This is a genomic window from Enterobacter cloacae complex sp. ECNIH7 (assembly GCF_002208095.1).
In the GTDB taxonomy this organism is placed as follows: domain Bacteria; phylum Pseudomonadota; class Gammaproteobacteria; order Enterobacterales; family Enterobacteriaceae; genus Enterobacter; species Enterobacter cloacae_M.
On sequence record NZ_CP017990.1, the window covers coordinates 1,088,791 to 1,113,858 of the forward strand.

At 57.8% G+C, this 25,068-nt stretch carries 21 protein-coding genes; 16 read left to right on the forward strand and 5 right to left on the reverse strand.

From position 1 onward, the window contains the following. Window positions 1-70 precede the first annotated feature (70 nt). The 5 genes from WM95_RS05265 to ppnP all read left to right on the forward strand — a co-directional run bounded on the left by WM95_RS05265 (window position 71) and on the right by ppnP (window position 2,707). A complete protein-coding gene (locus tag WM95_RS05265; protein ID WP_010428006.1) occupies window positions 71-529 on the forward strand; it encodes a YaiI/YqxD family protein in 459 nt (152 codons plus the stop codon). A gap of 143 nt (window positions 530-672) precedes the next feature. Then, window positions 673-1,197 (forward strand): shikimate kinase AroL, encoded by a 525-nt coding sequence (gene aroL, locus WM95_RS05270; protein ID WP_029739752.1) that lies wholly within the window; start codon window positions 673-675, stop codon window positions 1,195-1,197. 44 nt (window positions 1,198-1,241) lie between these two features. Then, complete coding sequence (gene yaiA / locus WM95_RS05275; RefSeq protein WP_023310538.1) at window positions 1,242-1,433, forward strand: protein YaiA; 192 nt, start codon at window positions 1,242-1,244, stop codon at window positions 1,431-1,433. A 237-nt stretch (window positions 1,434-1,670) separates the two neighbouring features. Continuing rightward, window positions 1,671-2,348, forward strand: coding sequence for an AroM family protein (locus tag WM95_RS05280; RefSeq protein ID WP_059446584.1), 678 nt, complete (start codon window positions 1,671-1,673; stop codon window positions 2,346-2,348). 71 nt (window positions 2,349-2,419) lie between these two features. Further along, window positions 2,420-2,707 (forward strand): pyrimidine/purine nucleoside phosphorylase, encoded by a 288-nt coding sequence (gene ppnP, locus WM95_RS05285; protein ID WP_008503270.1) that lies wholly within the window; start codon window positions 2,420-2,422, stop codon window positions 2,705-2,707. 48 nt (window positions 2,708-2,755) lie between these two features. Here ppnP and rdgC read toward each other — a convergent pair whose 3' ends face one another. Beyond that, window positions 2,756-3,670, reverse strand: coding sequence for a recombination-associated protein RdgC (gene rdgC / locus WM95_RS05290; RefSeq protein ID WP_023310540.1), 915 nt, complete (start codon window positions 3,668-3,670; stop codon window positions 2,756-2,758). 123 nt (window positions 3,671-3,793) lie between these two features. Between rdgC and mak the strand changes: the two genes are divergently transcribed. After that, the gene (mak, locus tag WM95_RS05295; protein WP_023310541.1) at window positions 3,794-4,699 is read left to right on the forward strand and encodes a fructokinase; all 906 of its coding nucleotides are present in this window, start codon (window positions 3,794-3,796) and stop codon (window positions 4,697-4,699) included. Between the two features lie 155 nt (window positions 4,700-4,854). Here mak and sbcC read toward each other — a convergent pair whose 3' ends face one another. Both sbcC and sbcD read right to left on the reverse strand, forming a co-directional pair. Further along, window positions 4,855-7,986 carry an exonuclease subunit SbcC gene (gene sbcC, locus WM95_RS05300; protein ID WP_088544658.1) on the reverse strand — a complete coding sequence of 1,044 codons (3,132 nt, stop codon included), beginning with the start codon at window positions 7,984-7,986 and terminating at the stop codon, window positions 4,855-4,857. After that, on the reverse strand, window positions 7,983-9,188 hold the full coding sequence (gene sbcD / locus WM95_RS05305; RefSeq protein ID WP_063408751.1) for an exonuclease subunit SbcD: 1,206 nt from the start codon (window positions 9,186-9,188) through the stop codon (window positions 7,983-7,985). The genes sbcC and sbcD overlap by 4 nt, the downstream gene beginning before the upstream one ends. Before the next feature lie 187 nt (window positions 9,189-9,375). On the opposite strand from sbcD, the gene phoB reads away from it, so the two are divergent. The 7 genes from phoB (at window position 9,376) to WM95_RS05340 (ending at window position 21,004) form a co-directional block, all read left to right on the forward strand. Continuing rightward, entirely contained in the window at window positions 9,376-10,065 is a 690-nt protein-coding gene (gene phoB, locus WM95_RS05310) for a phosphate response regulator transcription factor PhoB (RefSeq protein WP_008503265.1), read from the forward strand. A gap of 21 nt (window positions 10,066-10,086) precedes the next feature. Then, a complete protein-coding gene (gene phoR / locus WM95_RS05315) occupies window positions 10,087-11,382 on the forward strand; it encodes a phosphate regulon sensor histidine kinase PhoR (protein WP_058841165.1) in 1,296 nt (431 codons plus the stop codon). A gap of 409 nt (window positions 11,383-11,791) precedes the next feature. Next, window positions 11,792-13,111 carry a branched-chain amino acid transporter carrier protein BrnQ gene (brnQ, locus tag WM95_RS05320; RefSeq protein ID WP_023310545.1) on the forward strand — a complete coding sequence of 440 codons (1,320 nt, stop codon included), beginning with the start codon at window positions 11,792-11,794 and terminating at the stop codon, window positions 13,109-13,111. A gap of 81 nt (window positions 13,112-13,192) precedes the next feature. Next, a complete protein-coding gene (proY, locus tag WM95_RS05325; protein WP_063408750.1) occupies window positions 13,193-14,566 on the forward strand; it encodes a proline-specific permease ProY in 1,374 nt (457 codons plus the stop codon). A gap of 534 nt (window positions 14,567-15,100) precedes the next feature. Further along, the gene (malZ, locus tag WM95_RS05330; RefSeq protein ID WP_059446578.1) at window positions 15,101-16,918 is read left to right on the forward strand and encodes a maltodextrin glucosidase; all 1,818 of its coding nucleotides are present in this window, start codon (window positions 15,101-15,103) and stop codon (window positions 16,916-16,918) included. Window positions 16,919-17,006: 88 nt separating this feature from the next. Next, complete coding sequence (locus tag WM95_RS05335; protein ID WP_063408749.1) at window positions 17,007-19,622, forward strand: DUF2339 domain-containing protein; 2,616 nt, start codon at window positions 17,007-17,009, stop codon at window positions 19,620-19,622. Beyond that, on the forward strand, window positions 19,619-21,004 hold the full coding sequence (locus WM95_RS05340) for a DUF3999 domain-containing protein (protein ID WP_063408748.1): 1,386 nt from the start codon (window positions 19,619-19,621) through the stop codon (window positions 21,002-21,004). Before WM95_RS05335 ends, WM95_RS05340 begins: the two co-directional genes overlap by 4 nt. Window positions 21,005-21,046: 42 nt before the next feature. Here the strand turns inward: WM95_RS05340 and WM95_RS05345 are convergent, their stop codons facing one another. Both WM95_RS05345 and acpH read right to left on the reverse strand, forming a co-directional pair. After that, the gene (locus WM95_RS05345) at window positions 21,047-21,649 is read right to left on the reverse strand and encodes a peroxiredoxin (RefSeq protein ID WP_014168840.1); all 603 of its coding nucleotides are present in this window, start codon (window positions 21,647-21,649) and stop codon (window positions 21,047-21,049) included. A gap of 127 nt (window positions 21,650-21,776) precedes the next feature. Continuing rightward, on the reverse strand, window positions 21,777-22,358 hold the full coding sequence (gene acpH / locus WM95_RS05350) for an ACP phosphodiesterase (RefSeq protein ID WP_023310549.1): 582 nt from the start codon (window positions 22,356-22,358) through the stop codon (window positions 21,777-21,779). A 92-nt stretch (window positions 22,359-22,450) separates the two neighbouring features. Here acpH and queA point away from each other — a divergent pair, with 92 nt between their 5' ends. From queA to yajC, 3 genes are read left to right on the forward strand one after another with little or no spacing between them, the layout of a single operon-like run. After that, window positions 22,451-23,521: a tRNA preQ1(34) S-adenosylmethionine ribosyltransferase-isomerase QueA gene (queA, locus tag WM95_RS05355; protein WP_063408747.1), complete on the forward strand. Its 1,071-nt coding sequence runs from the start codon at window positions 22,451-22,453 to the stop codon at window positions 23,519-23,521. A 53-nt stretch (window positions 23,522-23,574) separates the two neighbouring features. Next, on the forward strand, window positions 23,575-24,702 hold the full coding sequence (gene tgt, locus WM95_RS05360; RefSeq protein WP_088544659.1) for a tRNA guanosine(34) transglycosylase Tgt: 1,128 nt from the start codon (window positions 23,575-23,577) through the stop codon (window positions 24,700-24,702). A 22-nt stretch (window positions 24,703-24,724) separates the two neighbouring features. Then, window positions 24,725-25,057 carry a preprotein translocase subunit YajC gene (yajC, locus tag WM95_RS05365; RefSeq protein WP_003859109.1) on the forward strand — a complete coding sequence of 111 codons (333 nt, stop codon included), beginning with the start codon at window positions 24,725-24,727 and terminating at the stop codon, window positions 25,055-25,057. Window positions 25,058-25,068 lie beyond the last annotated feature (11 nt).

The window sequence follows — 25,068 nt, forward strand, 5'->3', positions numbered from 1 at the left end:
TTCTCTGATTGATAGCTTAACAACGAAATGCAGGCGACAATAGTCGGCAGAGTCATTATGGGGAGACAATATGGCGATTTGGGTTGATGCGGACGCGTGTCCGAATGTGATTAAAGAGATTTTATTTCGTGCCGCCGAGCGCGTTCAGATGCCGCTGACGCTGGTGGCGAACCAGAATATTCGCGTACCGCCTTCGCGGTTTATCCGCTCCTTGCGCGTGCCGGCCGGGTTCGACGTGGCGGATAACGAAATTGTTCGCCTGTGCAGCGCGGAGGATCTGGTGATCACGGCGGATATTCCGCTGGCTGCCGAAGTGCTGGAGAAAGGGGCGGCGGCGCTCAATCCGCGCGGGGAGCGTTACTCGCCTTCGACCATTCGGGAAAAGCTCACCATGCGCGATTTTATGGATACGATGCGGGCCAGCGGCGTGCAGACCGGTGGACCGGACAGCCTGTCCCAGCGCGACCGTCAGCAGTTCGCTGCCGAGCTGGATAAATGGCTGCTGGAAGTGAAGCGCCGTACAGCGTAATGATAATTATTGTCAATTTGTGGTACAGTGTGACCTCCACAGGGTTGTCATCCCGTACCGCTTTGCAGTAAAGTAATCGCAACATCTTCTGCAATTATTTCTTTACACTCTTCAGCCATTCGGCATCAAGGGGAACACCTGGCATGACCCAACCCATCTTTTTAGTTGGCCCCCGCGGCTGTGGGAAAACCACCGTTGGCCTGGAGCTGGCACGCGTGTGTCATCGCCAGTTTGTTGATACCGACCACTGGCTGCAAACCGAGGCCGGAAAAACCATCGCTGAGATCGTTGAGCAAGAGGGATGGGAGAGCTTTCGCGCACGCGAAACGGCCGCGCTGAAAGCGGTCACCACCCCGTCTGCCGTGATCGCGACCGGCGGCGGCATCGTTCTGGCGGAGTGCAATCGTCACTTTATGCGCGAAAAGGGGATTGTGATTTATCTCAGCGCGCCGGTGTCGGCTCTGGTAGGACGGCTGGAAGCCTTTCCGGAAGAGGGGCAACGCCCCGCGCTGACCTCCAGGCCGCTCAGCGAAGAGGTGAGCGAAGTGCTGGCCGAACGCGATGCGCTATATCGCGAAGCGGCTCACCACGTAGTGGATGCGTCGGCCTCTCCCGAAGACGTTGTGATTCAGATTATTACCGCCCTGCGTTTGGCTTGTGCCAGCTAACCGGCGTCTATACTTATAGCTCAGACATAAAAAAAGGATGAGCTATGCCAACCAGACCTCCCTATCCGCGTGAAGCGCGCGTTGTTACCGTTGAAAAAGGCCAGACGGGTCATACCGTGACCTGGTACCAACTGCGTGCCGATCACCCCAAGCCGGACTCGCTGATCAGTGAACACGAGACTGAACAGGAAGCGCTGGATGCGAAACGGCGCTATGAAGATCCCGACATAACCTGAATGTTTTCCTAAACGTTCCAGTATCGTGCCTGAATCACACTTTTTACTCATCGGGAAAGTTAAGCAGGAGTTAATATTTAGTTATTACAAGTAACTCCGGTATCGGCAGGCGATCTTTACATTTCGATGTCGGGATCACCTGCTACGCTTGGTGCTGTTTTGTTGAAAAAATGAACTGTGCAGCGTAGTGAGCCTGTACCTGTGTGCACGATGTTGAAGTAATGGAAGGCGATCAAGATGAAGGCAACGTTGGCGATCCTCACCATTGGTGTGGTCCCTGTAAGCGAAGTGTTACCGCTCTTAACCGAGCATGTATCTGAACAACAGATAACGCATCTTAGCCTGCTGGGGAAGATGAGTCGGGAAGAGGTCATGGAAGACTACGCTGTCGAGGCGGGGGAGGATCCCCTGGCAACGTTATTAAGCGACGGTAAACTGGCGCATGTTTCACGCCAGAAAATTGAGCGCGCGCTGCAGGGCGTAATAGAAGTGCTCGATAATCAAGGTTATGACGTTATTTTGCTGATGAGTACCGCGCCCATTAAGGGCCTCACGGCGCGTAATGCGATTTTGCTGGAGCCGATGCGGATCATTCCACCGCTGGTGGCCTCCATCGTGGATGGTCATCAGGTGGGGGTGATTGTGCCTATTGAGGAGCTCATGGATAACCAGGAGGCAAAGTGGCACGTGCTGGAAAAAGTGCCCTTGTATGCGCTGGCAAATCCGTTCTGGGACAGTGAGTCCAGGCTCATTGCTGCCGGGAAGGAACTGCTTGAGAGAGGGGCAGATGTCTTGATCCTGGACTGCCTCGGTTTCCATCAGCATCATCGTGATCTGCTGCAAAAAGCGCTGGATGTTCCCGTGCTGTTATCCAACGTTCTGATGGCTCGCCTGGCCTCGGAACTCCTTATGTAATGATTTTGCGTGACAGGTGATGAGCGTGGCCCCTATAGTGAATTTTTATCTAAAAATATAAGGGCCAGTTCATGCTTCAAAGTAACGAATACTTTTCCGGTAAAGTGAAATCCATTGGTTTTACCAGCAGCAGCACTGGCCGCGCCAGTGTCGGCGTTATGGCGGAAGGGGAATACACCTTTGGCACGGCGGAAGCTGAAGAAATGACGGTCGTCAGCGGGGCGCTGAACGTCTTACTGCCGGGTGAAACGGAATGGAAAGTTTACGCTGCCGGGCAAGTTTTCAACGTCCCTGGCCACAGCGAGTTTCATTTGCAGGTCGCTGAACCTACCTCTTATCTGTGCCGCTACCTGAAATAAAAAATAAGCCGGGTGGCGCTAACGCTTACCCGGCCTGCGTTTTGCCTGTTATCTCTGCGCTTCGCCGCCGAGACCTTCCACCAGATTCTGAATCAACGCGGCCAGCTCGCCGGTCATCAGGATAAAGTCCGCGTCAAAGCGCTGGGCGTAATCTTCCCTGTCGATATCTTCGTTCTGATCGCGCAGCTCGTCGCAGAACTTAAGACGCTTCACGGAGCCGTCGTCGCACATCACGAACTGGATGCGCTGCTGCCAGTCGAGCGCCAGTTTAGTGACCACTTTACCCGCTTCGATGTGTACAGCGATCTCGTCGCTCACCAGATCCTGCTTCTTCGCGCGGATCACGCCGCCATCTTCCAGCAGGGCTTTCAACTCGGCTTCATCAAGGATCTGGAAACCCTGAGCCGCAGCGCCGCTGCGTACCCATTCGGTCAGCGTAAGCTCGATCGGCGTTTCCAGCGCCAGCGGAACGACCGGTAAAGATCCGATGCTTTTACGCAGCAGGGCCAGCGTATCTTCTGCTTTCTTGGCGCTGGCGCAGTCCACCATGATCAGCCCGTTGACGGTGTCGATCCACATCATGGTCTGGCTGAAGCGGCTGAAGGCGCGCGGCAGCAGGGAGTGCAGCACTTCGTCTTTCAGCGAATCTTTTTCCGTCTTTTTCAGCTTGCGGCCCTGTTCGGCTTCCAGCTTGAAAATTTTCGCTTCGAGCGCCTGCTTAACCACCGGCGTCGGCAGGATTTTCTCTTCTTTACGGGCGCAGACGATGATTTGACCCGTGCTGCTGGCGTGGGTCAGTGCATCGCTTTGTGAACCCATTGGCGGAACCCAGCCGGTTTTCGCCATATCCTGGCTACCGCAAGGGGAAAAGGTATAAGCGGCTAACTGTTTTTCCATCTCTTCTGCACGCAGCGAAACGTCGCGGCTGAGACGGTAAACCATCAAATTTTTGAACCACAGCATGATAATTTCCACGGCCTTGTCGTTAAATCAGCGGGCATGATAACGAATTGTCGCATCGCTTGCATTGCTAATCGGGAAGCGTGCTTCTACTCTGTTGATAATCAAAATAATGAGGAGAGTCTTGTGCGTATTGGGATCGATTTGGGCGGCACCAAAACAGAAGTCATCGCGCTGAGCGAACAGGGGGAGCAGCTGTTCCGCCACCGTTTGCCGACACCGCGCGATGATTATCACCAGACTATCGAGACGATTGCCAGCCTGGTTGAGATGGCAGAGCAGGCGACAGGGCAAACCGGCAGCGTCGGGATGGGGATCCCGGGGTCGATCTCGCCGTATACCGGGGTGGTTAAAAATGCCAACTCCACCTGGCTCAACGGTCAGCCGTTTGACAAAGATTTGAGCCAACGTCTGAACCGGGAAGTGCGTCTGGCCAACGACGCCAACTGCCTGGCGGTCTCTGAGGCCATCGACGGCGCGGCGGCCGGTGCCCAGACCGTGTTTGCAGTGATCGTTGGTACCGGCTGCGGAGCGGGCGTGGCGTTCGGCGGGCGTGCCCATATCGGCGGCAACGGCACGGCAGGCGAGTGGGGACACAACCCGCTGCCGTGGATGGATGAAGACGAGCTTAAATATCGCGCTGAAGTGCCGTGCTACTGCGGAAAGCAGGGCTGTATTGAGACGTTTATCTCCGGCACCGGTTTTGCGACCGATTACCACCGCTTAAGCGGCCAGCCGTTAAAGGGCAACGAAATCATGCGTCTGGTCGAAGAACAGGATCCGGTCGCCGAGCTGGCCCTTAGCCGCTACGAAATGCGGCTGGCGAAATCCCTGGCGCACGTGGTGAATATTCTCGATCCGGACGTGATTGTGCTCGGCGGCGGCATGAGCAACGTTGACCGGCTGTACGCCACGGTTCCGAACCTTGTCAAACAGTGGGTCTTCGGCGGCGAGTGTGAAACCCCGATCCGCAAAGCTGTCCACGGTGACTCCAGCGGCGTGCGCGGCGCGGCGTGGCTGTGGCCGGAATAAAAGCAAATAATGTTTATTCCCTCTCCCTGTGGGAGAGGGCCAGGGTGAGGCAAGGTAAAAGCAAAACAGCAACGAAAGTTGCTGTTTTTGATGTTTGTACCCTCTCCCCGTGGGAGAGGGCCAGGGTGAGGGCACCAGACCGCACCGATCCCCATTTATTCCACCGCAAACACCTTATCCAGCCTGCTGTACCCCAGCCCGTTGATCTTCTTCACCTTGATCTGCACCGGAATGCGCTCTTTCATCGCCTCAACGTGGCTGATCACGCCGATGGTTTTCCCGGTGGCGTTCAGCGCGTCGAGCGCATCCAGCGCGGTATCGAGCGTTTCACTGTCGAGCGTGCCGAACCCTTCATCCAGGAAAAGGGAATCGATCCGCGTTTTATGACTCACCAGATCGGAAAGGGCCAGCGCCAGCGCCAGGCTGACCAGGAAGCTCTCACCGCCGGAGAGCGTGCGGGTATCGCGAACCGCATCCGCCTGCCAGGTATCGACCACTTCCAGCTCCAGCGCGTCGCTGGCCTTGCGCTGCAGCAGATAACGCCCGTGCAGACGGTTAAGCTGCTGGTTAGCAAGCCAGACGAGATTATCCAGCGTCAGCCCCTGTGCGAATTTACGGAACTTGTCGCCGGTGCTGGAGCCGATCAGCGCGTTCAGATAACCCCAGTCGTCCGCCTCGCGCGCGGCCTCTTCAATTTGCTGCATCAACGCCAGCTGGTGCTGACGGTTATCGCTGTCCTGCTTAAGCTGCTGGCGAATCTCGCCCTGATGCGTCGTGTTCTCGCGAAGCCGTTGCGCCAGCTGCAGCAGCTGGGTTTGCAGCGTGGGGGCATCGGCGTTGAGCCCTTCCGGCCGCAGCGCCAGATGAGAATGCAGCTGCTGGTTAGCCTGGCCGGAAAGGGCCGCGGCCTGCTGTATCTGGCTTTCCAGCGACTGCTTCAGCTGTTCGAGGCGACGAATAGCGTCGTCATCCAGCAGGGCGGCAAGGAACGCGTCCCGATCGGCAAAGCAGCTCGCTGAGAGCGCCGCGGTGAACTGTGCCTGCGACTGAAGCAGGCGCTCTTGCTCCAGCTTTTCCTGCTGCTGCTGTGCGGTGAGCTGGCTTTGTAGCGACACGCATTCGTCATGCACGTCGCGCCAGCCGTCCGGAATGGCCGGTTCGGCTTCTTCGCCGTTCGTTTCCGGAAGCGTGTCGAGCAGCGGCTTCAGCACGTTTATGCGTTCCAGAAGCGCGCCGTGCTGCGTTTGTTTCTCCTGCCACTGCGCGAATTCCGCTTCGCGGGCGTGCAGCCAGGCGGCTTCATTCCCGTCTTCAGGTACGTTAAGCGATAGCGAAAGCAGGGTGTTTTCCAGCGCCTGGAGTGCGGCCGTCAGCTGCTGCTGATGCTGTCGCTCCTGCACTTCCTGCTCGTTTAACTGGTTTTGCAGGGTCAGACGCTGGCTGAGCTGATAGAGCTGGCGCTCGTACTGTTCCTGCTCGTTCATCCATGGCGAGATATCTTCCTGAATATTCAACGCGATGTTCAGGGAAGTGCAGGCTTCCATCCACTCTTTAGTGAGTGCTTGCTCTTCCTGAGAGAGCATCTGCGCTTCGTCTGTCTCGCGCTGGATCTGCTGCGTCAGGGCATTTACCTGCCCCAGCACCAGCAGCCCTTCCTCTTTAAGCGCGGCGACCTCTTTTTCCAGGTCATCACGGCGGCGCTGGTTATCCGTCAGCTCAAGAGACTGGTATTGCGCAACGGCGGGGTGCTCGCTGGAACCGCACAGCGGACAGGGTTTGCCTGCCTCAAGCCGGGAACGATAGCTTTCCAGATCTTTAATCGTCGCTTCACGTTCGCACAGGGCTTTAAGGTCCAGATAGTGCTGGTGTTTCTCTTTGTACTGCTGGCGGCGCAGCGTCAGCGTTTCATTGAGTTTGTTTTGTTCGGCCTGGGCCTTCAGCACGCTTTCACCGCTCTGGCGCAGGCGCTTTTGCAGCGGCTGATAGCGGGCATGCAGCGACGTCAGCCGCTGACGCAGCGTGCGTGACCGGGACTGCTGCTCCATGGCCGCGCTGACCTCATCCGCCGTCAGCGTCAGCGCATTTTCCGGCATCGCAGCCAGCCTGTTGCGTAATTCGCTCATCCGCGCAGCAAGCGAGTCTAACTGCGTTTTGTCGCGGTTAAGCTGCGAGAGCTGGGCGCGCCAGCCGGCAATCTCCTGCCCCAGCAGGCGATAGCGCTCGTGCTCCGCCAGCCACTGCGCCAGCGCCGTAAGTTCGGTCTGAAGCTGCTCATGATTCCGCTGGGCGGTATGACGGATCCGCGCGCGCAGTGCGGTTTTGGCTTGTAAGCGAGTATTTACTTCAATAATTCGCTGCTGGGTTTGCCTCAGGCGCGCGGTTTGCTCCTGCTGGTGCTCCCAAAGCGGTCGAAGCTGGGCGGCGGGCAGAGCAAGCTGGAGCTTTGCCAGTTCTGGCGCAGCGTTCGTCAGCGCCTGTTGCGCCTGCTGCTGCATCGCGGTGACGCGCTGTTGCTCAAGCACGAGCTCATCATGGCGCGTAAGCCACTGAAAATCTTTCTGTTGGCTTTGCTGCTGAACCAGCAGGGTTTTCTCTTCGTCAGTAAGCGCCTGCAAACTTTGCTGCAACTGCTGCTGTTGCTCTTCGCTCAACAGCACGACGCCCGCCGCCTGCGCCTCGCACTTTTCAAGCACGCTGCGGGCGGCTTTGTGTTTCTCAAACACCATGGCGGAAATCTGGCCATAGATCTCGGTGCCGGTCAGCTCCTCCAGCAGCTCGGCGCGATCGCTCGGCTTGGCATTAAGGAAGGCGGCAAACTGCCCCTGTGAGAGCAGCATGGAGCGGGTGAAGCGGCCATAGTCCAGCCCGGTGAGCGCGGCGGTTTGCTCCAGTTTATCCGTCACTTTGTCGGCCAGGATTTTGCCATCTTCGCAGCGCGCCAGCTCCACGCGCGGCGCCTGCAGGTTTCCGTCCGGCTGGTTGCGCGCGCGGTTCTGGCTCCAGAATGCGCGATAGGCGGTGCCTTTTACCTCGAACTCCACTTCCGCCAGGCACTCGGCGGTGTCGCGCGTCATCAGGTCGTTTTGCGCCTGAGAAACCTTCTGCAGGCGTGGCGTTTCGTGATAAAGCGCCAGACAGATGGCGTCAAGCAGGGTGGTTTTACCTGCCCCGGTTGCGCCGGTGATGGCAAACAGACCGTTGCTGGCAAACGGCTCCGTAGTAAAGTCAATTTTCCACTCGCCCTTGAGGGAGTTGAGATTTTTCAGACGCAGGCTCAAAATTTTCATGCGTTTTCTTCCTCATCATTGAGCGCATGCAGGGTATGGCTGAACAGTTCGCTGAGTCTTGCGCGCTTCGCGTCGTCAATTTCCTCCTGCGAGAGCCTGCGTTCAAACACCTCTTCAACCCGCAGTTCACTGAGCGTTTCGCGTTGAGCGCTTAACAGAATTTTCTCGCGCTGCTCGCGGCTGCGGCGTACCAGTAAGACTTCGACGGGTAAATCTTCCGTCAGCGCCTGAATTTTTCGCTGCATATCGTGCAGGTAGTCGTCGGTGGTGATTTCGATATCCAGCCAGACGGGCGGGTTAAGCGCTGTTCCGCGCCACTGCTCAAGCTGGGCGGTAATGGCGTCAAGATCGCCCTTCAGCACCGACAGCGGCTGGGTGACGGGCACCTCCAGCGTCTCGACGGCGTGAAGTTTTCCTTCGGAGAAGCTCACCAGATGGACGGATTTGGCCTTTCCCGTTTCGTCAAAGCTGAGCGAAATTGGCGAGCCGCAGTAGCGGATGTGCTCGCTGCCGCCGACGATCTGAGCCCGGTGTATGTGCCCGAGCGCAATGTAGTCGGCTGGAGGGAAGTTCTGCGCCGGAAAGGCATCCAGCGTGCCGATATAGATGTCACGTACCGCGTCACTTTTACTGGCCCCGACGGTGGTGAGATGCCCGGTCGCAATCACCGGAATCGGCTGGTCGCCGCGCAGGGCGCAGGCATCGGCGTGCTGCTGGTAATAATAGTCGGTTATGGCCTGTAATAGATGCTGCTGCTTTTCCGCACCCGACAGCCCCGCCTGGCTTTGCACGATGTCGCGCGGACGTAAAAAGGGAATAGGGCACAGCACCGCCCCCGGAGTGCCGTCGCGTTTTTTCAGGATCTGCGGGGCGTGCCCGGCGCTGGCGACGACGGTGGTATTGAGAAATGCCAGGATGTCGCGGGATTCATTGAGCGTCGCGACGGAATCATGGTTGCCGGCGACAATCACCAGATGACAGCCGGTTTGCTGCAAATTCACCACGAAGCGGTTGTACAGTTCACGCGCATAACTGGGGGGTGAGCCGGTATCAAAGATGTCACCCGCCACAATAATCGCGTCCACCTCGTGTGTCCGGGCCGTTTCCAGCAGCCAGTTCAGGAAGGCTTCATGTTCAGCCGCACGGCTTTTGCTGTAAAAATTTTGACCCAGATGCCAGTCCGAGGTGTGAAGTATGCGCATAGCTGATCCGTGGCAAAAAAGAGAAAGCAGGATTATAAACGTTCAGAGACGGGAAAATAACCGCTGTAATAAAACAACGGTTTGCCCCTTATCGTGGTACTGTTTTTCATAAATCTGTCATAAATCTGACGCATAATGGCGCCGAATTACAAACTTGTAACTTAAATAAGATAAGACAGGGCAAAGTATGGCGAGACGTATTCTGGTCGTAGAAGATGAAGCTCCAATTCGTGAAATGGTGTGCTTCGTGCTCGAGCAAAACGGCTTCCAGCCGGTTGAAGCGGAAGATTATGACAGCGCAGTGAACCAGCTGAATGAACCCTGGCCCGATCTGATTCTGCTGGACTGGATGTTGCCCGGCGGCTCCGGACTGCAGTTTATCAAACACCTGAAGCGTGAAGCGCTGACCCGCGACATCCCGGTTGTGATGCTCACGGCGCGCGGAGAAGAAGAGGATCGCGTGCGCGGTCTGGAGACCGGCGCGGACGATTACATTACAAAACCGTTCTCCCCAAAAGAGCTGGTTGCCCGCATTAAAGCCGTGATGCGCCGTATTTCGCCGATGGCGGTGGAAGAGGTGATCGAAATGCAGGGGCTGAGCCTTGATCCCACCTCACACCGCGTAATGACCGGTGAAAATCCCCTCGACATGGGGCCTACCGAATTTAAACTCCTGCACTTCTTTATGACCCACCCGGAACGCGTTTACAGCCGCGAGCAGTTGCTGAATAACGTCTGGGGAACTAACGTGTATGTCGAAGACCGGACGGTTGACGTACATATTCGCCGCCTGCGAAAAGCACTGGAACTGAGCGGCCACGATCGCATGGTGCAGACGGTCCGCGGCACGGGTTATCGTTTTTCTACCCGTTTCTGAACAATGACAGGAGTGTGACGCGTGCTGGAACGTCTGTCATGGAAAAGGCTCGTCTTTGAACTGATCTTATGCTGTATTCCGGCCTTCCTTCTGGGGGCCTTTCTTGGACACCTGCCGTGGTTTCTGCTGGCGTCGGTCACCGGGCTGCTGATCTGGCATTTCTGGAACCTGCTGCGCCTCTCCTGGTGGCTGTGGGTTGATCGAAGCATGACGCCGCCGCCGGGAAGCGGCAGCTGGGAGCCGCTGCTGTACGGTCTGCATCAGATGCAGATGCGTAATAAAAAGCGTCGCCGCGAGCTGGGAAGCCTGATTAAGCGTTTTCGCAGCGGTGCAGAGTCGCTGCCGGATGCCGTTATTCTGACGACCGAAGAAGGGACAATCTTCTGGTGTAACGGCCTTGCGCAACAGCTGCTGGGCCTGCGCTGGCCCGACGACAATGGCCAGAATATCCTCAACCTTCTGCGTTATCCCGAGTTCACGCTGTATCTGAAAAAGCGTGATTTTACCCGCCCGCACAATCTGAAGCTCAATAATGGTCGCCATCTGGAAATCCGCGTGATGCCCTACAGCGATAAGCAGTGGCTGATGGTGGCGCGCGATGTCACCCAGATGCACCAGCTGGAAGGGGCGCGTCGCAACTTCTTCGCCAACGTCAGTCACGAACTGCGTACCCCGCTGACCGTGCTTCAGGGCTACCTGGAGATGATGCAGGAGCAAACGCTTGAAGGCGCGCCGCGTGAAAAAGCGCTGCACACCATGCGCGAGCAAACGCACCGGATGGAAGGGCTGGTGAAGCAGCTGCTGACGCTCTCGAAGATTGAAGCGGCGCCGTCGCTCGCGCTAAATGACACCATTGATGTGCCGATGATGCTGCGGGTCGTTGAGCGTGAAGCGCAGACGTTAAGCCATAAAAAGCATCACCTGACCTTTGAGGTCGACAATACGCTGAAGGTGCTGGGCAGCGAAGATGAACTGCGGAGCGCCATTTCCAACCTTGTGTATAACGCGGTAAATCATACGCCGGAGGGGACGAATATCGTGGTGCGCTGGCATCATGCCCCAACGGGGGCTGAGTTTAGCGTGGAAGACAACGGGCCGGGAATTGCGCCTGAGCATATTCCGCGCCTGACCGAGCGCTTTTACCGTGTGGATAAAGCGCGATCCCGGCAGACTGGCGGAAGCGGTCTGGGGCTGGCAATTGTGAAACACGCGGTGAATCACCATGAAAGCCGTCTCGATATTCAGAGTACGCTGGGTAAAGGAACCCGCTTCAGTTTCGTTATTCCGGAACGATTAATTGCCAAAAAGATCGCCTGACGGCAGGCGTGTCATTTTACCTTTCCACGGGTCAGCGTCTGCTGGCCCGTTTGCTTTGCAGTCAAGCGAAACGCGGATGAATTTTATACGGCTGACTGTTTTTTGTTCGCATGATTAGCCATGGGTTTTTCTTATAAATAGCGTATTATTCTGAGGTGTATTTCCATGCTGGCATATTGTTCTGGTTTTACGATCCCGCCTTGCCTTTAAACGTTATAAGCGTTTAAATTGCGCCCCAGATACTGTCAGACCGACTGTATTTGCGTGGTAAATCGAAAAACTATTCTTCTCCACGCCAGGACGGGAGCATTTCCCGCTGAAATTGAGCAAATTTTCGGCTGTATCGTCCCGTCAGGGATATCGAAAATCTCAATGTTTTCAACACCACATCCACAGGCAGTAAGGTTTTATGACCCATCACTTAAAATCGCGTGACATCATCGCGCTGGGCTTTATGACATTTGCGCTGTTCGTTGGCGCAGGCAACATCATTTTCCCTCCAATGGTTGGCTTACAGGCGGGTGAACACGTCTGGACCGCCGCGTTTGGTTTCCTGATTACTGCCGTGGGTCTGCCGGTTCTGACCGTCGTTGCGCTGGCGAAAGTCGGCGGCGGTGTGGATAGCCTCAGCACCCCGATTGGCAAAGTGGCGGGCGTTCTGCTGGCAACCGTCTGCTATCTCGCCGTTGGCCCGCTGTTTGCGACCCCGCGTACGGCAACCGTTTCCTTCGAAGTGGGTATTGCTCCCCTGACCGGTGACGGCGCGATGCCGCTGTTTATCTACAGCCTGATCTACTTCGCGATCGTGATTCTGGTTTCCCTCTATCCGGGAAAACTGCTGGATACCGTGGGTAACTTCCTGGCTCCGCTGAAAATTGTGGCGCTGATTGTTCTGGCGGTAGCGGCCATCGTCTGGCCAGCGGGCCCGATTAGCGACGCGATGGACGCCTATAAAAACGCCGCGTTCTCTAACGGCTTTGTGAACGGCTACCTGACGATGGATACGCTGGGCGCCATGGTGTTTGGTATCGTTATTGTTAACGCCGCGCGTTCCCGCGGTGTGACCGAAGCGCGTCTGCTGACCCGCTATACCATCTGGGCTGGCCTGATGGCCGGCGTGGGGCTGACGCTGCTCTATCTGGCGCTGTTCCGTCTGGGCTCCGACAGCGCCATGCTGGTTGAGCAGAACGCCAACGGTGCGGCTATCCTGCACGCCTACGTTCAGCACACCTTTGGCGGTGCGGGCAGTATGCTGCTGGCAGCGCTGATTTTCCTGGCGTGTCTGGTGACGGCGGTTGGCCTGACCTGCGCCTGCGCAGAGTTCTTTGCACAGTATCTGCCGCTCTCTTACCGCACCCTGGTGTTTATCCTCGGCATCTTCTCTATGGCGGTGTCCAACCTCGGTCTGAGCCACCTGATTCAGGTCTCGATTCCGGTGCTGACGGCGATTTATCCGCCGTGTATCGTGCTGGTCGTGCTGAGCTTTACTCGCCCGTGGTGGAACAACTCTTCACGAATTATTGCGCCAGCCATGTTTATCAGCCTGATTTTTGGTATCCTTGACGGGATTAAAGCATCAGCTTTCGCGCACATACTGCCGGCATGGACACAGCGTCTGCCGCTGTCCGAGCAGGGGCTGGCCTGGCTGATGCCTACCGTTGTTGCACTGGTTCTGGCGATTATCTGGGACCGTGCTGCAGGGCGTCAGGTCGCATCGAACGCTCATTAATCAACGGCAACAAATTGTTTAACCACGGGGCTTAAGGCCCCGTGGTTTTTTGTTTTTTTCGTGTTGAATGGCAAGATTTAAATGGAAAGCACTAACAAACTTAAACGTGGATTGAGCACGCGCCACATCCGCTTTATGGCGCTGGGCTCTGCTATCGGCACCGGTCTTTTTTATGGCTCGGCAGATGCCATCAAAATGGCCGGTCCCAGCGTTCTGCTGGCGTACATTATCGGCGGCGTGGCGGCGTATATCATCATGCGCGCCCTCGGCGAAATGTCGGTTCACAACCCGTCCGCCAGCTCCTTCTCCCGCTACGCGCAGGAAAACCTCGGCCCGCTGGCCGGGTTTATCACCGGCTGGACCTACTGTTTTGAAATCCTGATTGTGGCAATTGCCGACGTGACGGCGTTTGGCATCTATATGGGCGTCTGGTTCCCGGCGGTGCCGCACTGGATTTGGGTGCTGAGCGTGGTGCTGATCATTTGCGCCGTTAATCTGATGAGCGTGAAGGTGTTCGGCGAGCTGGAGTTCTGGTTCTCCTTCTTCAAGGTCGCCACCATTATCATCATGATCGTGGCCGGTTTCGGCATCATCATCTGGGGAATCGGCAACGGCGGGCAGCCGACCGGCATCCATAACCTCTGGAGCAACGGGGGCTTCTTCAGCAACGGCTGGCTCGGCATGGTGATGTCGCTGCAGATGGTGATGTTTGCCTACGGCGGTATCGAGATTATCGGTATTAGCGCCGGGGAAGCGAAAGATCCGGAGAAGTCCATTCCGCGCGCCATCAACTCGGTGCCGATGCGTATTCTGGTGTTCTACGTGGGTACGCTGTTCGTGATTATGTCCATCTACCCGTGGAATCAGGTAGGCACCAACGGTAGCCCGTTTGTTCTGACCTTCCAGCATATGGGGATTGCCTTTGCGGCCAGCATTCTGAACTTTGTGGTGCTCACCGCGTCGCTCTCCGCGATTAACAGTGACGTCTTTGGCGTGGGCCGTATGCTGCACGGCATGGCGGAGCAGGGCAGTGCGCCGAAGGTGTTCGCCAAAACCTCACGCCGCGGCACGCCGTGGGTGACCGTCGTGGTGATGACCGTGGCGCTGCTGTTCTCGGTTTACCTGAACTACATCATGCCGGAGAACGTCTTCCTGGTGATCGCATCGCTGGCGACCTTCGCGACGGTGTGGGTGTGGATTATGATCCTGCTGTCGCAGATCGCATTCCGTCGTCGTCTGTCGCCGGATGAGGCGAAAGCGCTGAAGTTCAAAGTACCGGGCGGCGTTGCGACGACCGTGGTCGGGCTGATCTTCCTGGTGTTTATCATTGCCCTGATTGGCTACCATCCGGATACCCGCATTTCCCTGTACGTGGGCTGCGCGTGGATCGTCCTGCTGCTGGTGGGCTGGGTGTTTAAATGCCGCCGCGACCGTCAGCTGGCGGAAGCGCAGTAATATTTGTATTACTTGTTCCGTGGAAGGGGATTGCCAGGCAATTTTTAACCTGAAGCGATGCATGTGGTTTCAGGAAAGTGAATGGCTTACAGCGATGCCCTGGTCCGGCTGTAAATCGCCGAAGCGTTTCCGTAAGGCCGGGGCGAGGCGCAGGGATGCGCCGAGAGGGCGGGGCATGCATGGGTGCAGGCTCATGCCCGACCCGATAGCCTGAAGGAATAAGCTGAGGGCACCGCGAAGCGGCGATTTACCGCCGGGAGCCCGGGTCGCCAGGGTGGTGGCGACTGAGCCGCCCTGGCACGTTCACAGGCCATGGCATTACAGAGTAGCAAGGAACATGAAGTGAACGGAATTACCCCAATAGCCGCATGTTTCCCCCTCACCCAAGCCCTCTCCCTCAAGGGAGAGGGAGCCGTCCGTGCGGGCATTATTACCTCCTCCCCCGTCCTCCTCCCCCAATAAATCACGTCATGGTGAGCTATCCTTAACCACCCTGTGGCAAGGTGACGTCAATTTCATCAAAGGGGATTCGTGATGTTAAACGCCTGGCACCTTCCGGTTGCCCCATTTGTTAAGCAAAACAAAGACAACCTTGTGATTACGCTCTGGCTGGCGGGGGAAAATCAGCCTGAACGCGTGACGCTCCGCGCCGAAATAGATAACGAAGAGACCGGGTTGAAAATGCACAGGCTGCGCAGCCAGCCGCTGCCGGGGATAACGGCGTGGCGAGCAAATATCGACCTGAGCAGCGGGCAGCCGCGTCGCCGCTACAGCTTCAAACTGCTGTGGAATAACCGCCAGCTGTGGTTTACCCCGCAGGGGTTTAGCCGTTTCCCGCCCGCACGGCTGGAGCAGTTCGCGGTCGATTACCCGGATAACGGCCCGCAGTGGGTTAACGATCAGGTGTTTTACCAGATTTTCCCGGACCGTTTTGCGCGCAGCGAAAAACGCACTGCCGACCAGGATAAGATCTATCACCACCATGCGGCGGGCCACGACATTATCCTGAAAGCGTGGGATGAGCCCTTAACCGCGCAGGCGGGCGGATCCACTTTTTACGGCGGCGATCTCGACGGCATCAGCGAAAAGCTGCCGTACCTGAAAAAGCTCGGCGTGACGGCGCTGTATCTCAACCCGGTGTTTAAAGCCCCGAGCGTGCACAAATACGATACCGAAGATTATCGCCACGTTGACGCCCAGTTTGGCGGTGACGAGGCGCTGCTGCGCCTGCGTAAGAACACCCAAAACGAAGGCATGCGCCTGATTCTGGACGGCGTGTTCAACCACAGCGGAGATTCGCACGCCTGGTTTGACCGTCATAACCAGTCGATGGGCGGGGCATGTCATAACCCGGAGTCGCCGCAGCGCGACTGGTACAGCTTTAACGAGGAGGGCCGCGCGCTGGACTGGCTGGGTTACGCCAGCCTGCCGAAGCTGGATTTCCAGTCGCCAACGCTCGTGAATGAAATCTACGGCGGTGAAGACAGCATCGTCCGTCACTGGCTGAAGGCGCCGTGGAATATGGACGGCTGGCGTCTGGACGTAGTGCATATGCTCGGCGAAGCGGGCGGGGCGCGGAATAACCTTCAGCACGTCGCCGGGATTACGCGCTCGGCAAAAGCGGCCCAGCCAGAGGCGTTCGTCTTTGGCGAGCACTTTGGCGACGCGCGCCAGTGGCTGCAGAACGATGCGGAAGATGCGGCGATGAACTATCGCGGCTTTACCTTCCCGCTGTGGGGATTCCTCGCTAACACCGACATCTCCTACGATCCGAATCATATCGACGCTGAAACCTGCATGGCGTGGATGGAGAACTATCGCGCCGGTCTGTCTCATCAGCAGCAGCTGCGGATGTTCAACCAGCTCGATAGCCACGATACCGCCCGCTTTAAATCCCTGCTCGGCAAGGATGTGGCGCGTCTGCCGCTGGCGGTGACCTGGCTCTTCACCTGGCCGGGCGTGCCGTGCATCTATTATGGAGACGAAGTGGGGCTGGACGGCAACAACGATCCGTTCTGCCGGAAAACCTTCCCGTGGGAGCCAGAGAAGCAGGACAAGGTGCTGTTCAGCCTGTATCAGCGGCTGGCGAAGCTGCGTAAGCAGAGTCTCGCCCTTCGCTACGGCGGCTGTCAGGTGGTGTACGCCCACGATAACGTGGTGGTGTTTGCTCGCGTCTACAATCAGCAGCGCGTGCTGGTGGCCATTAACCGGGGCGAAGCCTGCGAAGTGGTGCTGGATGATTCACCGCTGCTGAAGGTGGCGGCGTGGAAGAATAAAGAGGGCAAGGCAACGATACAGGACGGCGTGCTGGCGCTGCCTGCGGTATCCGCGACGATCTGGTTCGGCAGCTAAGACCTGCTAATGTTTCCACCTTTTAAGATGGCGCAAATGCAACTATTTGTGTCAATCTTAACGGATCGTTTACGGTGAAGGTGGAAACATGGACGAGCTTTACATCCTTGGCTGTTTGTTCCTGGTTTTTGCGCTGGTGGTGGCACCCGTGCTTGCGGTTATCGGCTTTAACCGAAGTACGGCGGCTCGACAGGAGATCGCCCGGCTACGCCAGCGCATTGAGGCGCTTGAGCAGCGCGGCGCGAATGAGATAGCGCCAGAGCCGGTGCAGTCTGCCGCTCCGGCGGTCGTGACCGCGCCGGTGGTTGAAGATGCTCCCGCGCCTGTCGACCCCTGGCGTTCCGATACTCCCGCTGCCGTGGCAGAACCCGCTCCGGCCCCGACGCCTGCGGCAAAACAGCCTTCTGCCTTTGGCGGTATACTGACGTCGCTGGTGCGCTGGTTTATGCAGGGTAACCCGCTGGCGAAGCTTGGGATCCTGCTGCTCTTCCTCGGTCTTTCATTCCTGCTGCGCTATACCGTGGAACATTCCCTGTTCCCGCTTGAGCTGCGCCTCGTGGCAACGGCGCTGTTTGCCATCGTCCTGCTGGTGGTCGGGTGGCGGCTGCGGCATAAGCAGCGTGTCTATGCGCTGATCCTCCAGGGCGGGGCGACCGGCGTGCTCTACCTGACGGTGTTTGGTGCCTTTCGGCTCTGGCAAATGCTGCCGATGACGCTGGCCTTTGCGCTTCTGGTGGTGATTTGCGCGGCGAGCGTCGGGCTGGCGGTGCTGCAGAAGGCGCTGAGCCTGGCCATGCTGGCGAGCCTCGGTGGGTATCTGGCGCCGCTGCTCTTGTCTACCGGGGGCGGCAGCTTTGTGGCGCTGTTCTCTTTCTATCTCCTGCTTTCCATCGGCATTCTCGCTATCAGCATCTGGCAGCACTGGCGCGAGCTGAATCTGCTCGGGCTACTGTTTACGTTCGGCGTGGGCGGCCTGTGGGGGCTGAATGACTACCAGCCTGAAGACTATTGGGTCTGCCAGCTGTTCCTGATTGCCAATACGCTGATATTCGGCGTCCTGAGCGTGGTTCTGTCGCTGCGGGCGCAGGAGAAAGGGAAGCAAATTATTGACGGCGTGCTGCTGTTTGCTCCGCCGCTGATCGGTTTCGGGATGCAGTACGGCATGACCCGGCACTGGGAATATGGACCGGCCCTGAGCGCGCTGGGCTACGGCGCATTTTATCTTACCCTCGCGTTCCTTGCGCTGCGGCGCTATCCCTCTATCGGGCGACCTCTGGTCATGGCGGCGCTGGCAATCGGCGGCGGATTTGCCACGCTCGCCATTCCGCTGGCGCTGTCTGCGCGCTGGACGGCGATGGCCTGGGCGCTGGAAGGGCTGGGTATCCTCTGGCTGGGCGTACAGCAGAACCAGCGTCGCATGAGCTATAGCGGGACGGCGCTGCTGGTGCTGGCGCTCGGCAGCGCGCTGTGGGCGCAAACGAACGGCGTTACGTCCCTGAGCCTGCTGCTGATCTTCACCATCCTCAGTCTTTGCTGGCTGGCTGCGGCCTGGCTGTGGCGGACTCTCTTTCTGCCGGTCAGCTGGGCGCTGCTGGCAGGCGGGCTGCTGTTCTGGCTCGTGGCGCTATTAGGTGCATCGCGGCTGGCACTGACGAAGGAATTACCGATTCTGGCGGGCGTGCTGGCGCTGACGGCGGCATCGGTCTGGGGCTGGCGGCAGGCGGCTGCTCGCCTGGCGTGGCGGGAGCTGGATGCCAGCAAATGGCTGCTGTGGCCGGTTATGCTGCTGATGGTGGGTTATCAGCTCTGGCACCAGCAGATCGTTGCCGCCGGCTGGTCAAATCTCGCCTGGTGCGTTGCGCTTCCTGCCGCGCTGATGCTGCTGCGGCGCGACGGTGAAAGACTCCTGCCGCGCATCGCGATGGGGCTGCATCTGTCGCTGTTCTGGATGATTTTGCTGGCGCTGGCCGCGGAGCTTTACTGGTTTGCCCGGTCGTTGCCGTGGGGCATGGCGGCCTGGGGCAGCGGATTAGCGATGGCCGCAGGCGGCGGGGTGATTATGGCGCTTTCTGCAGCCGTACGGCGTCGCGGGTGGCCGTTCCGGGAGTGGCCTGCGCTCTACGCCTGCCTGGCGCCGATCCCTGCCGTCGTGGCGCTGCTGGTACTGCTGGTGGTGACCAATTTCCAGGACGGCGTGGTCTATCGTCAGACCTGGCTGCCGCTGGTAAACCCGCTTGAGGAAGGCGCGGCGTTCGCGCTGCTGGGGCTGGTCGTCTTTTATCGGGCGGGGGATCGCTACTACCCGGCGTGGCTCTCGCAGGCCCGCCCGTGGCCTGCCGTTGCGCTGATGGCGTTTGGCTTCTGGTGGCTGAACGGCGCGCTGATGCGCGCCCTGGCCTGGTACGGCGACGTGGCCTGGAATATGGCATCGCTGTGGGATTCGCGGCTTATCCAGACCAGTTTTGCCCTGTTCTGGATGCTGAGCGCGCTGGTGGTCATGATCCATGCCACCCGTCGGGCTTCCCGGCAGGAGTGGCTCTGCGGTGCCGCGCTGCTGGGCGTGGTGATGGTTAAACTGATGCTGGTGGACAGCGCGGGCGGAGGCGGTTTGTCGCGCGCGGTGGCGTTTATCGGCGTGGCGATTCTGGTTCTGATCGTGGGGTATTTCTCACCGCTACCGCCCAAAACAGGAGATGAAAAATGAAATGGATGAAAGCGGTAGCCTGTACCGCGCTGCTGGCGCTTTCCGGCCCGGCGTTCTGCGACGAGGGACAAACGGAATCGCCCCGGGACTATGCCTTTGGTCTTTCACTGGATACGTCTGTTCCCTCCCAGTGGTATCGGGTGCTGCTGCCGCTCGCCGTCTATGAGCAAAGTACGTCGCCGGATCTGCATGATGTCCGCGTCTTTAACCAGTCGGGCGAGCCGGTTCCCTTCAGCCTGGTCAGCGCGACGCGTCCGCAGACGCCAGCGCAATCCACTCCGCTGCGCCTCTTCCCGCTGGACGCCTCGCCGCTTGCGGCTTCGCAAGGATCCGGTGACAGCGATAAGATCCTGCTCCGTTCCGGAAACGGCGTTGAGATTGTGCTGGAGGGGCAAAAAGCCGCCGCAGCCGGGCAACATTATCTGCTGACCCTGCCGGAGCATGCGACGGGGGAGCTCGCCATATCCCAGCTGCAGCTGCTCTGGAATACTCCGCAGACGCCGTGGCAGGGGACGGCGTCGGTCTATTACAGCGAGGATCTTAAGCGCTGGTATACCCTGCGTGAGGATATGCCATTGCTGGACGTCGTCAGCGGCCAGGACCGTCTTAAGCTCGATCGGATCGATACCGATACGGTTTTATCTCCCGATGCGAATCGCTATCTCATGGTGGTGCTGAATGCGCAGAGCCAGAGGATAACCTTGACAGGCGTAAACGCAATCAGCGCACCAGCGCAGGCAGCCCCGGAAGCTATCGACCTTGAGGGGGAAGGGGAGCAGCTATCGACAAGCGAAGCCCAGTGGCACTGGGCGCGCCCGCAGCCGCTGAGGGCTGTCAGCATCTCACTGAATGGCGATGGCGTCCTTCCCGTGGAGATCGCGTGGCGGAGTACGGAAAAAGACGCATGGCATCCTCTGAAGAAAGAGGTCCTTTACCGTCTTGAGGGAAAAACGTCGCCACCGGTTTCGCTTAACGGGGGCCTGGTGCAGGCCGTGAAAATCACGACGCTGAATGCGCGTCTGCCAGAATACCTGCCGAGCGTCACGGGACATCGCGACCGCTATGACCTGGTGTTCAACGCGCAGGGGAAAGCGCCGTACGTGCTCGCCTGGGGCAACGGCGCCGCGAAGCCTGCCAGCGTGGAGCCCGGCATGCTGATCCCGGCCGACCTGCGCAAGACCTATGACATGGCGAACCTGCCGCAGGCCGACATTCTGGATGATGTCGCGTTAGGCGGCCAGGAGCGTCTGACCGCTACCTCTGCGGCCGAGCGGGAGAGCAGGATGAACACGCTTCTGGTATGGGGCGTGCTGATTGCGGGGGTGATTCTGCTGGCGGGCATGGCCTGGCGCATCTGGCGAGAGACGCAGCGTAAGGCATAAAAAAGGCCCGCATAAGCGGGCCTTTTTCGTAAACCGTGCCGATTACAGGCTGGATACGTTCTCAGACAGGTATTTAGCCACGCCGTCTGGAGACGCGTTCATGCCTTCTTTACCTTTCTCCCACTGAGCCGGGCACACTTCGCCGTGCTCTTCGTGGAACTGCAGCGCGTCAACCATGCGCAGCATTTCGTCGATGTTACGACCCAGCGGCAGATCGTTCACAACCTGGTGACGAACGATGCCGTTCGCGTCGATCAGGAAGGAACCGCGCAGCGCAACGCCAGCGTCCGGATGTTCGATACCGTAAGCCTGCTGGATTTCGCGTTTGATGTCCGCAACCATTGCGTATTTCACCGCACCGATGCCGCCTTTGTCGACAGGGGTGTTACGCCATGCGTTGTGTACAAATTCAGAGTCGAAGGAGACGCCAACAACTTCCACGCCACGCTTCTGGAATTCTTCATAACGTTTGTCGAAGGCAATCAGCTCAGACGGGCAAACGAAAGTGAAGTCCATTGGCCAGAAGAACAGAACGGTCGCTTTACCGTTGGTGTGCTGTTTGAAGTTGAAGTTTTCAACGATTTCACCGTTGCCCAGAACTGCTGCAGCTGTAAAATCCGGAGCCGGACGAGTTACCAGAACCATATGATTCTCCTGTAGATACTAAGGTTATTTGGAACGCAACGCGAGCCAGTATAGAGAGTGTTCATGGATAAGACAAAGAGGTGGTGACAATCGTTCCGCCAGCTTTTACCTATCAATACGAATTCTGTCAAAGCTGTTTGTTTTTCGCCTGCGCCATCATGCGCGGGTAAAACTGCCAGAAACGCGCTTCCAGCGCATCGTAATGTTCATCCAGGTCATACCAGGAGTCCCGCAGCGCATCCAGTCGCGGTCGGCGGCTCGCCATCCCGTTCAACACGTTCTGAATGAAGTCCATCTCGCGATAGCGCTCCAGCCAGCGTTCCGACCATAAATAGTTATTCAGATTCACAAAGCGCGGCGGCGAGTCGGGCAGAATGATCGACACCTGCTGGTGGGCATAGCGCACAAACGCCGGCAAGGGCATCTCCGGCGACAGCTGTTCCCAGTGGCGCGACAGAAAGTGGTCCCACATCACGTCGAGCGTGATCGGCGCAACGCGGCGCGTTTCAGGGCGAAACCACGCTTTAGCTTCCGTCACTTCCGGCAGCTTATCCGTCAGCACGTCGATGCGGCGGTGCATAAAAATCCCGTCGACAACCTCAGGGGAATAGTCCTCAGCGGGGTTGCCGCGTACGAAATCGGCCAGCAAATTGCCGGACAGGGAGCTGTCAGCGAGGTGAGCGAGATGCAGGTGAGCGAGAAAATTCATGCGTTTTATTTGTCCGGGGGCGGCTAGTTGTTGCAGCAAAAGGGTGTGAGCACTAGACTATGCCGCCTGTTTTTAAGTCACGAGTATACGTCATGCGCGTCGCCGATTTCTCCTTTGAACTACCTGAATCCCTGATTGCTCACTATCCCATGCCTGAGCGCAGCAGCTGTCGCTTACTGTCACTGGATGGGCCAACGGGCGATCTGACGCACGGTACTTTCACCGATTTGCTCGACAAGCTCAACCCTGGCGATCTGCTGGTCTTTAACAATACCCGCGTGATCCCGGCGCGCCTGTTTGGCCGTAAAGCCAGCGGCGGCAAGATTGAAGTGCTGGTCGAACGTATGCTCGATGATAAACGTATTCTGGCACATATTCGCGCGTCTAAGGCGCCGAAGCCGGGCGCTGAACTGCTGCTGGGCGATGATGAGAGTATCAAGGCGACCATGACCGCGCGCCACGATGCGCTGTTTGAGGTGGCGTTCGACGACGAGCGCACGGTGCTCGATATCCTGAACGCCATCGGCCACATGCCGCTGCCGCCGTATATTGAGCGTCCGGACGAAGAGGCCGACCGCGAGCTGTACCAGACCGTCTACAGCCAGAAGCCAGGCGCCGTCGCTGCGCCGACCGCGGGCCTGCATTTTGATGAGCCGCTGCTGGAGAAACTGCGCGCGAAGGGCGTGGAGATGGCGTTCGTGACGCTGCACGTCGGGGCGGGAACCTTCCAGCCGGTGCGCGTGGACAGCATTGAAGATCACATCATGCACTCTGAGTATGCTGAAGTGCCTCAGGATGTGGTGGACGCGGTCCTGGCAGCGAAAGCGCGCGGCAGCCGCGTCGTGGCGGTCGGTACAACGTCCGTGCGCTCACTCGAGAGCGCCGCGCAGGCCGCAAAGAGCGATCTTATCGAGCCGTTCTTTGGCGATACGCAGATCTTTATCTACCCGGGCTATCAGTACAAAGTGATTGACGCGCTGGTGACCAACTTCCATCTGCCTGAATCAACGCTGATTATGCTGGTGTCGGCATTTGCCGGTTATCAGCATACGATGGCGGCCTACAAGTCTGCGGTAGAACAAAAATATCGCTTTTTTAGCTACGGGGACGCGATGTTTATCACGTACAATCCGCTGGCTTTGAATGAGCGTGTCGGGGAATAAGTCCGCGGCACCGTTTTACAACGTTGGACTGTTTTTCTGACGTCGGAGAAAAAATGAAATTTGAACTCAATACCACCGATGGCCGCGCGCGTCGCGGTCGCCTGGTGTTTGATCGCGGCGTGGTGGAAACCCCCGCGTTTATGCCTGTGGGCACGTACGGCACCGTAAAAGGGATGACGCCGGAAGAAGTAGAAGCCACTGGCGCACAGATTATCCTCGGCAACACCTTCCACCTGTGGCTGCGTCCGGGTCAGGAGATCATGAAGCTCCACGGCGACCTGCACGATTTCATGCAGTGGAAAGGACCAATCCTGACCGACTCCGGCGGCTTCCAGGTCTTCAGCCTGGGCGATATCCGCAAGATCACCGAGCAGGGCGTACACTTCCGTAACCCGATCAACGGCGATCCGATTTTCCTCGATCCCGAAAAATCGATGGAGATTCAGTACGATCTCGGCTCTGACATCGTGATGATCTTCGACGAATGTACGCCGTATCCTGCTGACTGGGACTACGCAAAACGCTCCATGGAGATGTCTCTGCGCTGGGCGAAGCGTAGCCGTGATCGTTTTGACTCCCTGCAGAACAAAAATGCGCTGTTCGGCATTATCCAGGGCAGCGTTTACGAAGATTTACGCGATATCTCTGTTAAAGGTCTGGTAGAGATAGGTTTTGATGGCTACGCTGTCGGCGGTTTGGCTGTGGGTGAGCCGAAGGAAGACATGCACCGCATTCTGGAGCATGTCTGCCCGCAAATCCCGGCGGATAAACCACGATACCTGATGGGCGTGGGTAAACCAGAAGATCTGGTTGAAGGCGTACGCCGCGGCATTGATATGTTCGACTGCGTCATGCCAACCCGCAACGCGCGTAACGGCCATTTGTTCGTTACCGATGGCGTGGTGAAAATCCGTAACGCGAAGCATAAGAGTGACACCAGCCCGCTCGATTCCGAGTGCGATTGCTATACCTGTCGCAATTATTCTCGCGCGTATCTGCATCATCTCGATCGTTGCAACGAGATTTTGGGCGCGCGTCTCAATACCATTCATAATCTTCGTTATTATCAGCGCTTAATGGCTGGTTTACGTAAGGCTATCGAAGAGGGTAAATTAGAGAGCTTCGTGACCGATTTCTACCAACGTCAGGGGCGGGATGTTCCACCGTTGAACGTTGATTAATTTTAATAATGAGGGAATTTGAATGAGCTTTTTTATTTCTGATGCGGTAGCGGCAACAGGTGCTCCAGCGCAGGGCAGCCCGATGTCTCTGATTCTGATGCTGGTTGTGTTCGGTCTGATCTTCTACTTCATGATCCTGCGTCCACAGCAGAAGCGCACCAAAGAGCACAAAAACCTGATGAACTCCATTGCGAAAGGCGATGAAGTACTGACTAACGGTGGTCTGGTGGGTCGCGTAACCAAAGTGGCTGAAAATGGCTACATTGCTATCGCCCTGAACGACACCACTGAAGTGGTCATCAAACGTGACTTCGTAGCTGCCGTTCTGCCGAAAGGCACCATGAAGGCGCTGTAATCCCAACTTTT

Bases quoted from the DNA above. Each gene is read 5' to 3' on its own strand.
- WM95_RS05280 (WP_059446584.1), top strand. From the start codon at position 1,671: ATGAAGGCAACGTTGGCGATCCTCACCATTGGTGTGGTCCCTGTAAGC.
- malZ (WP_059446578.1), top strand. From the start codon at position 15,101: ATGTTAAACGCCTGGCACCTTCCGGTTGCCCCATTTGTTAAGCAAAAC.
- acpH (WP_023310549.1), bottom strand. From the start codon at position 22,358: ATGAATTTTCTCGCTCACCTGCATCTCGCTCACCTCGCTGACAGCTCC.
- aroL (WP_029739752.1), top strand. From the start codon at position 673: ATGACCCAACCCATCTTTTTAGTTGGCCCCCGCGGCTGTGGGAAAACC.
- brnQ (WP_023310545.1), top strand. From the start codon at position 11,792: ATGACCCATCACTTAAAATCGCGTGACATCATCGCGCTGGGCTTTATG.
- queA (WP_063408747.1), top strand. From the start codon at position 22,451: ATGCGCGTCGCCGATTTCTCCTTTGAACTACCTGAATCCCTGATTGCT.
- WM95_RS05345 (WP_014168840.1), bottom strand. From the start codon at position 21,649: ATGGTTCTGGTAACTCGTCCGGCTCCGGATTTTACAGCTGCAGCAGTT.
- yajC (WP_003859109.1), top strand. From the start codon at position 24,725: ATGAGCTTTTTTATTTCTGATGCGGTAGCGGCAACAGGTGCTCCAGCG.
- rdgC (WP_023310540.1), bottom strand. From the start codon at position 3,670: ATGCTGTGGTTCAAAAATTTGATGGTTTACCGTCTCAGCCGCGACGTT.
- tgt (WP_088544659.1), top strand. From the start codon at position 23,575: ATGAAATTTGAACTCAATACCACCGATGGCCGCGCGCGTCGCGGTCGC.
- WM95_RS05335 (WP_063408749.1), top strand. From the start codon at position 17,007: ATGGACGAGCTTTACATCCTTGGCTGTTTGTTCCTGGTTTTTGCGCTG.
- sbcC (WP_088544658.1), bottom strand. From the start codon at position 7,986: ATGAAAATTTTGAGCCTGCGTCTGAAAAATCTCAACTCCCTCAAGGGC.
- sbcD (WP_063408751.1), bottom strand. From the start codon at position 9,188: ATGCGCATACTTCACACCTCGGACTGGCATCTGGGTCAAAATTTTTAC.
- proY (WP_063408750.1), top strand. From the start codon at position 13,193: ATGGAAAGCACTAACAAACTTAAACGTGGATTGAGCACGCGCCACATC.
- yaiA (WP_023310538.1), top strand. From the start codon at position 1,242: ATGCCAACCAGACCTCCCTATCCGCGTGAAGCGCGCGTTGTTACCGTT.
- WM95_RS05340 (WP_063408748.1), top strand. From the start codon at position 19,619: ATGAAATGGATGAAAGCGGTAGCCTGTACCGCGCTGCTGGCGCTTTCC.
- phoB (WP_008503265.1), top strand. From the start codon at position 9,376: ATGGCGAGACGTATTCTGGTCGTAGAAGATGAAGCTCCAATTCGTGAA.
- ppnP (WP_008503270.1), top strand. From the start codon at position 2,420: ATGCTTCAAAGTAACGAATACTTTTCCGGTAAAGTGAAATCCATTGGT.
- WM95_RS05265 (WP_010428006.1), top strand. From the start codon at position 71: ATGGCGATTTGGGTTGATGCGGACGCGTGTCCGAATGTGATTAAAGAG.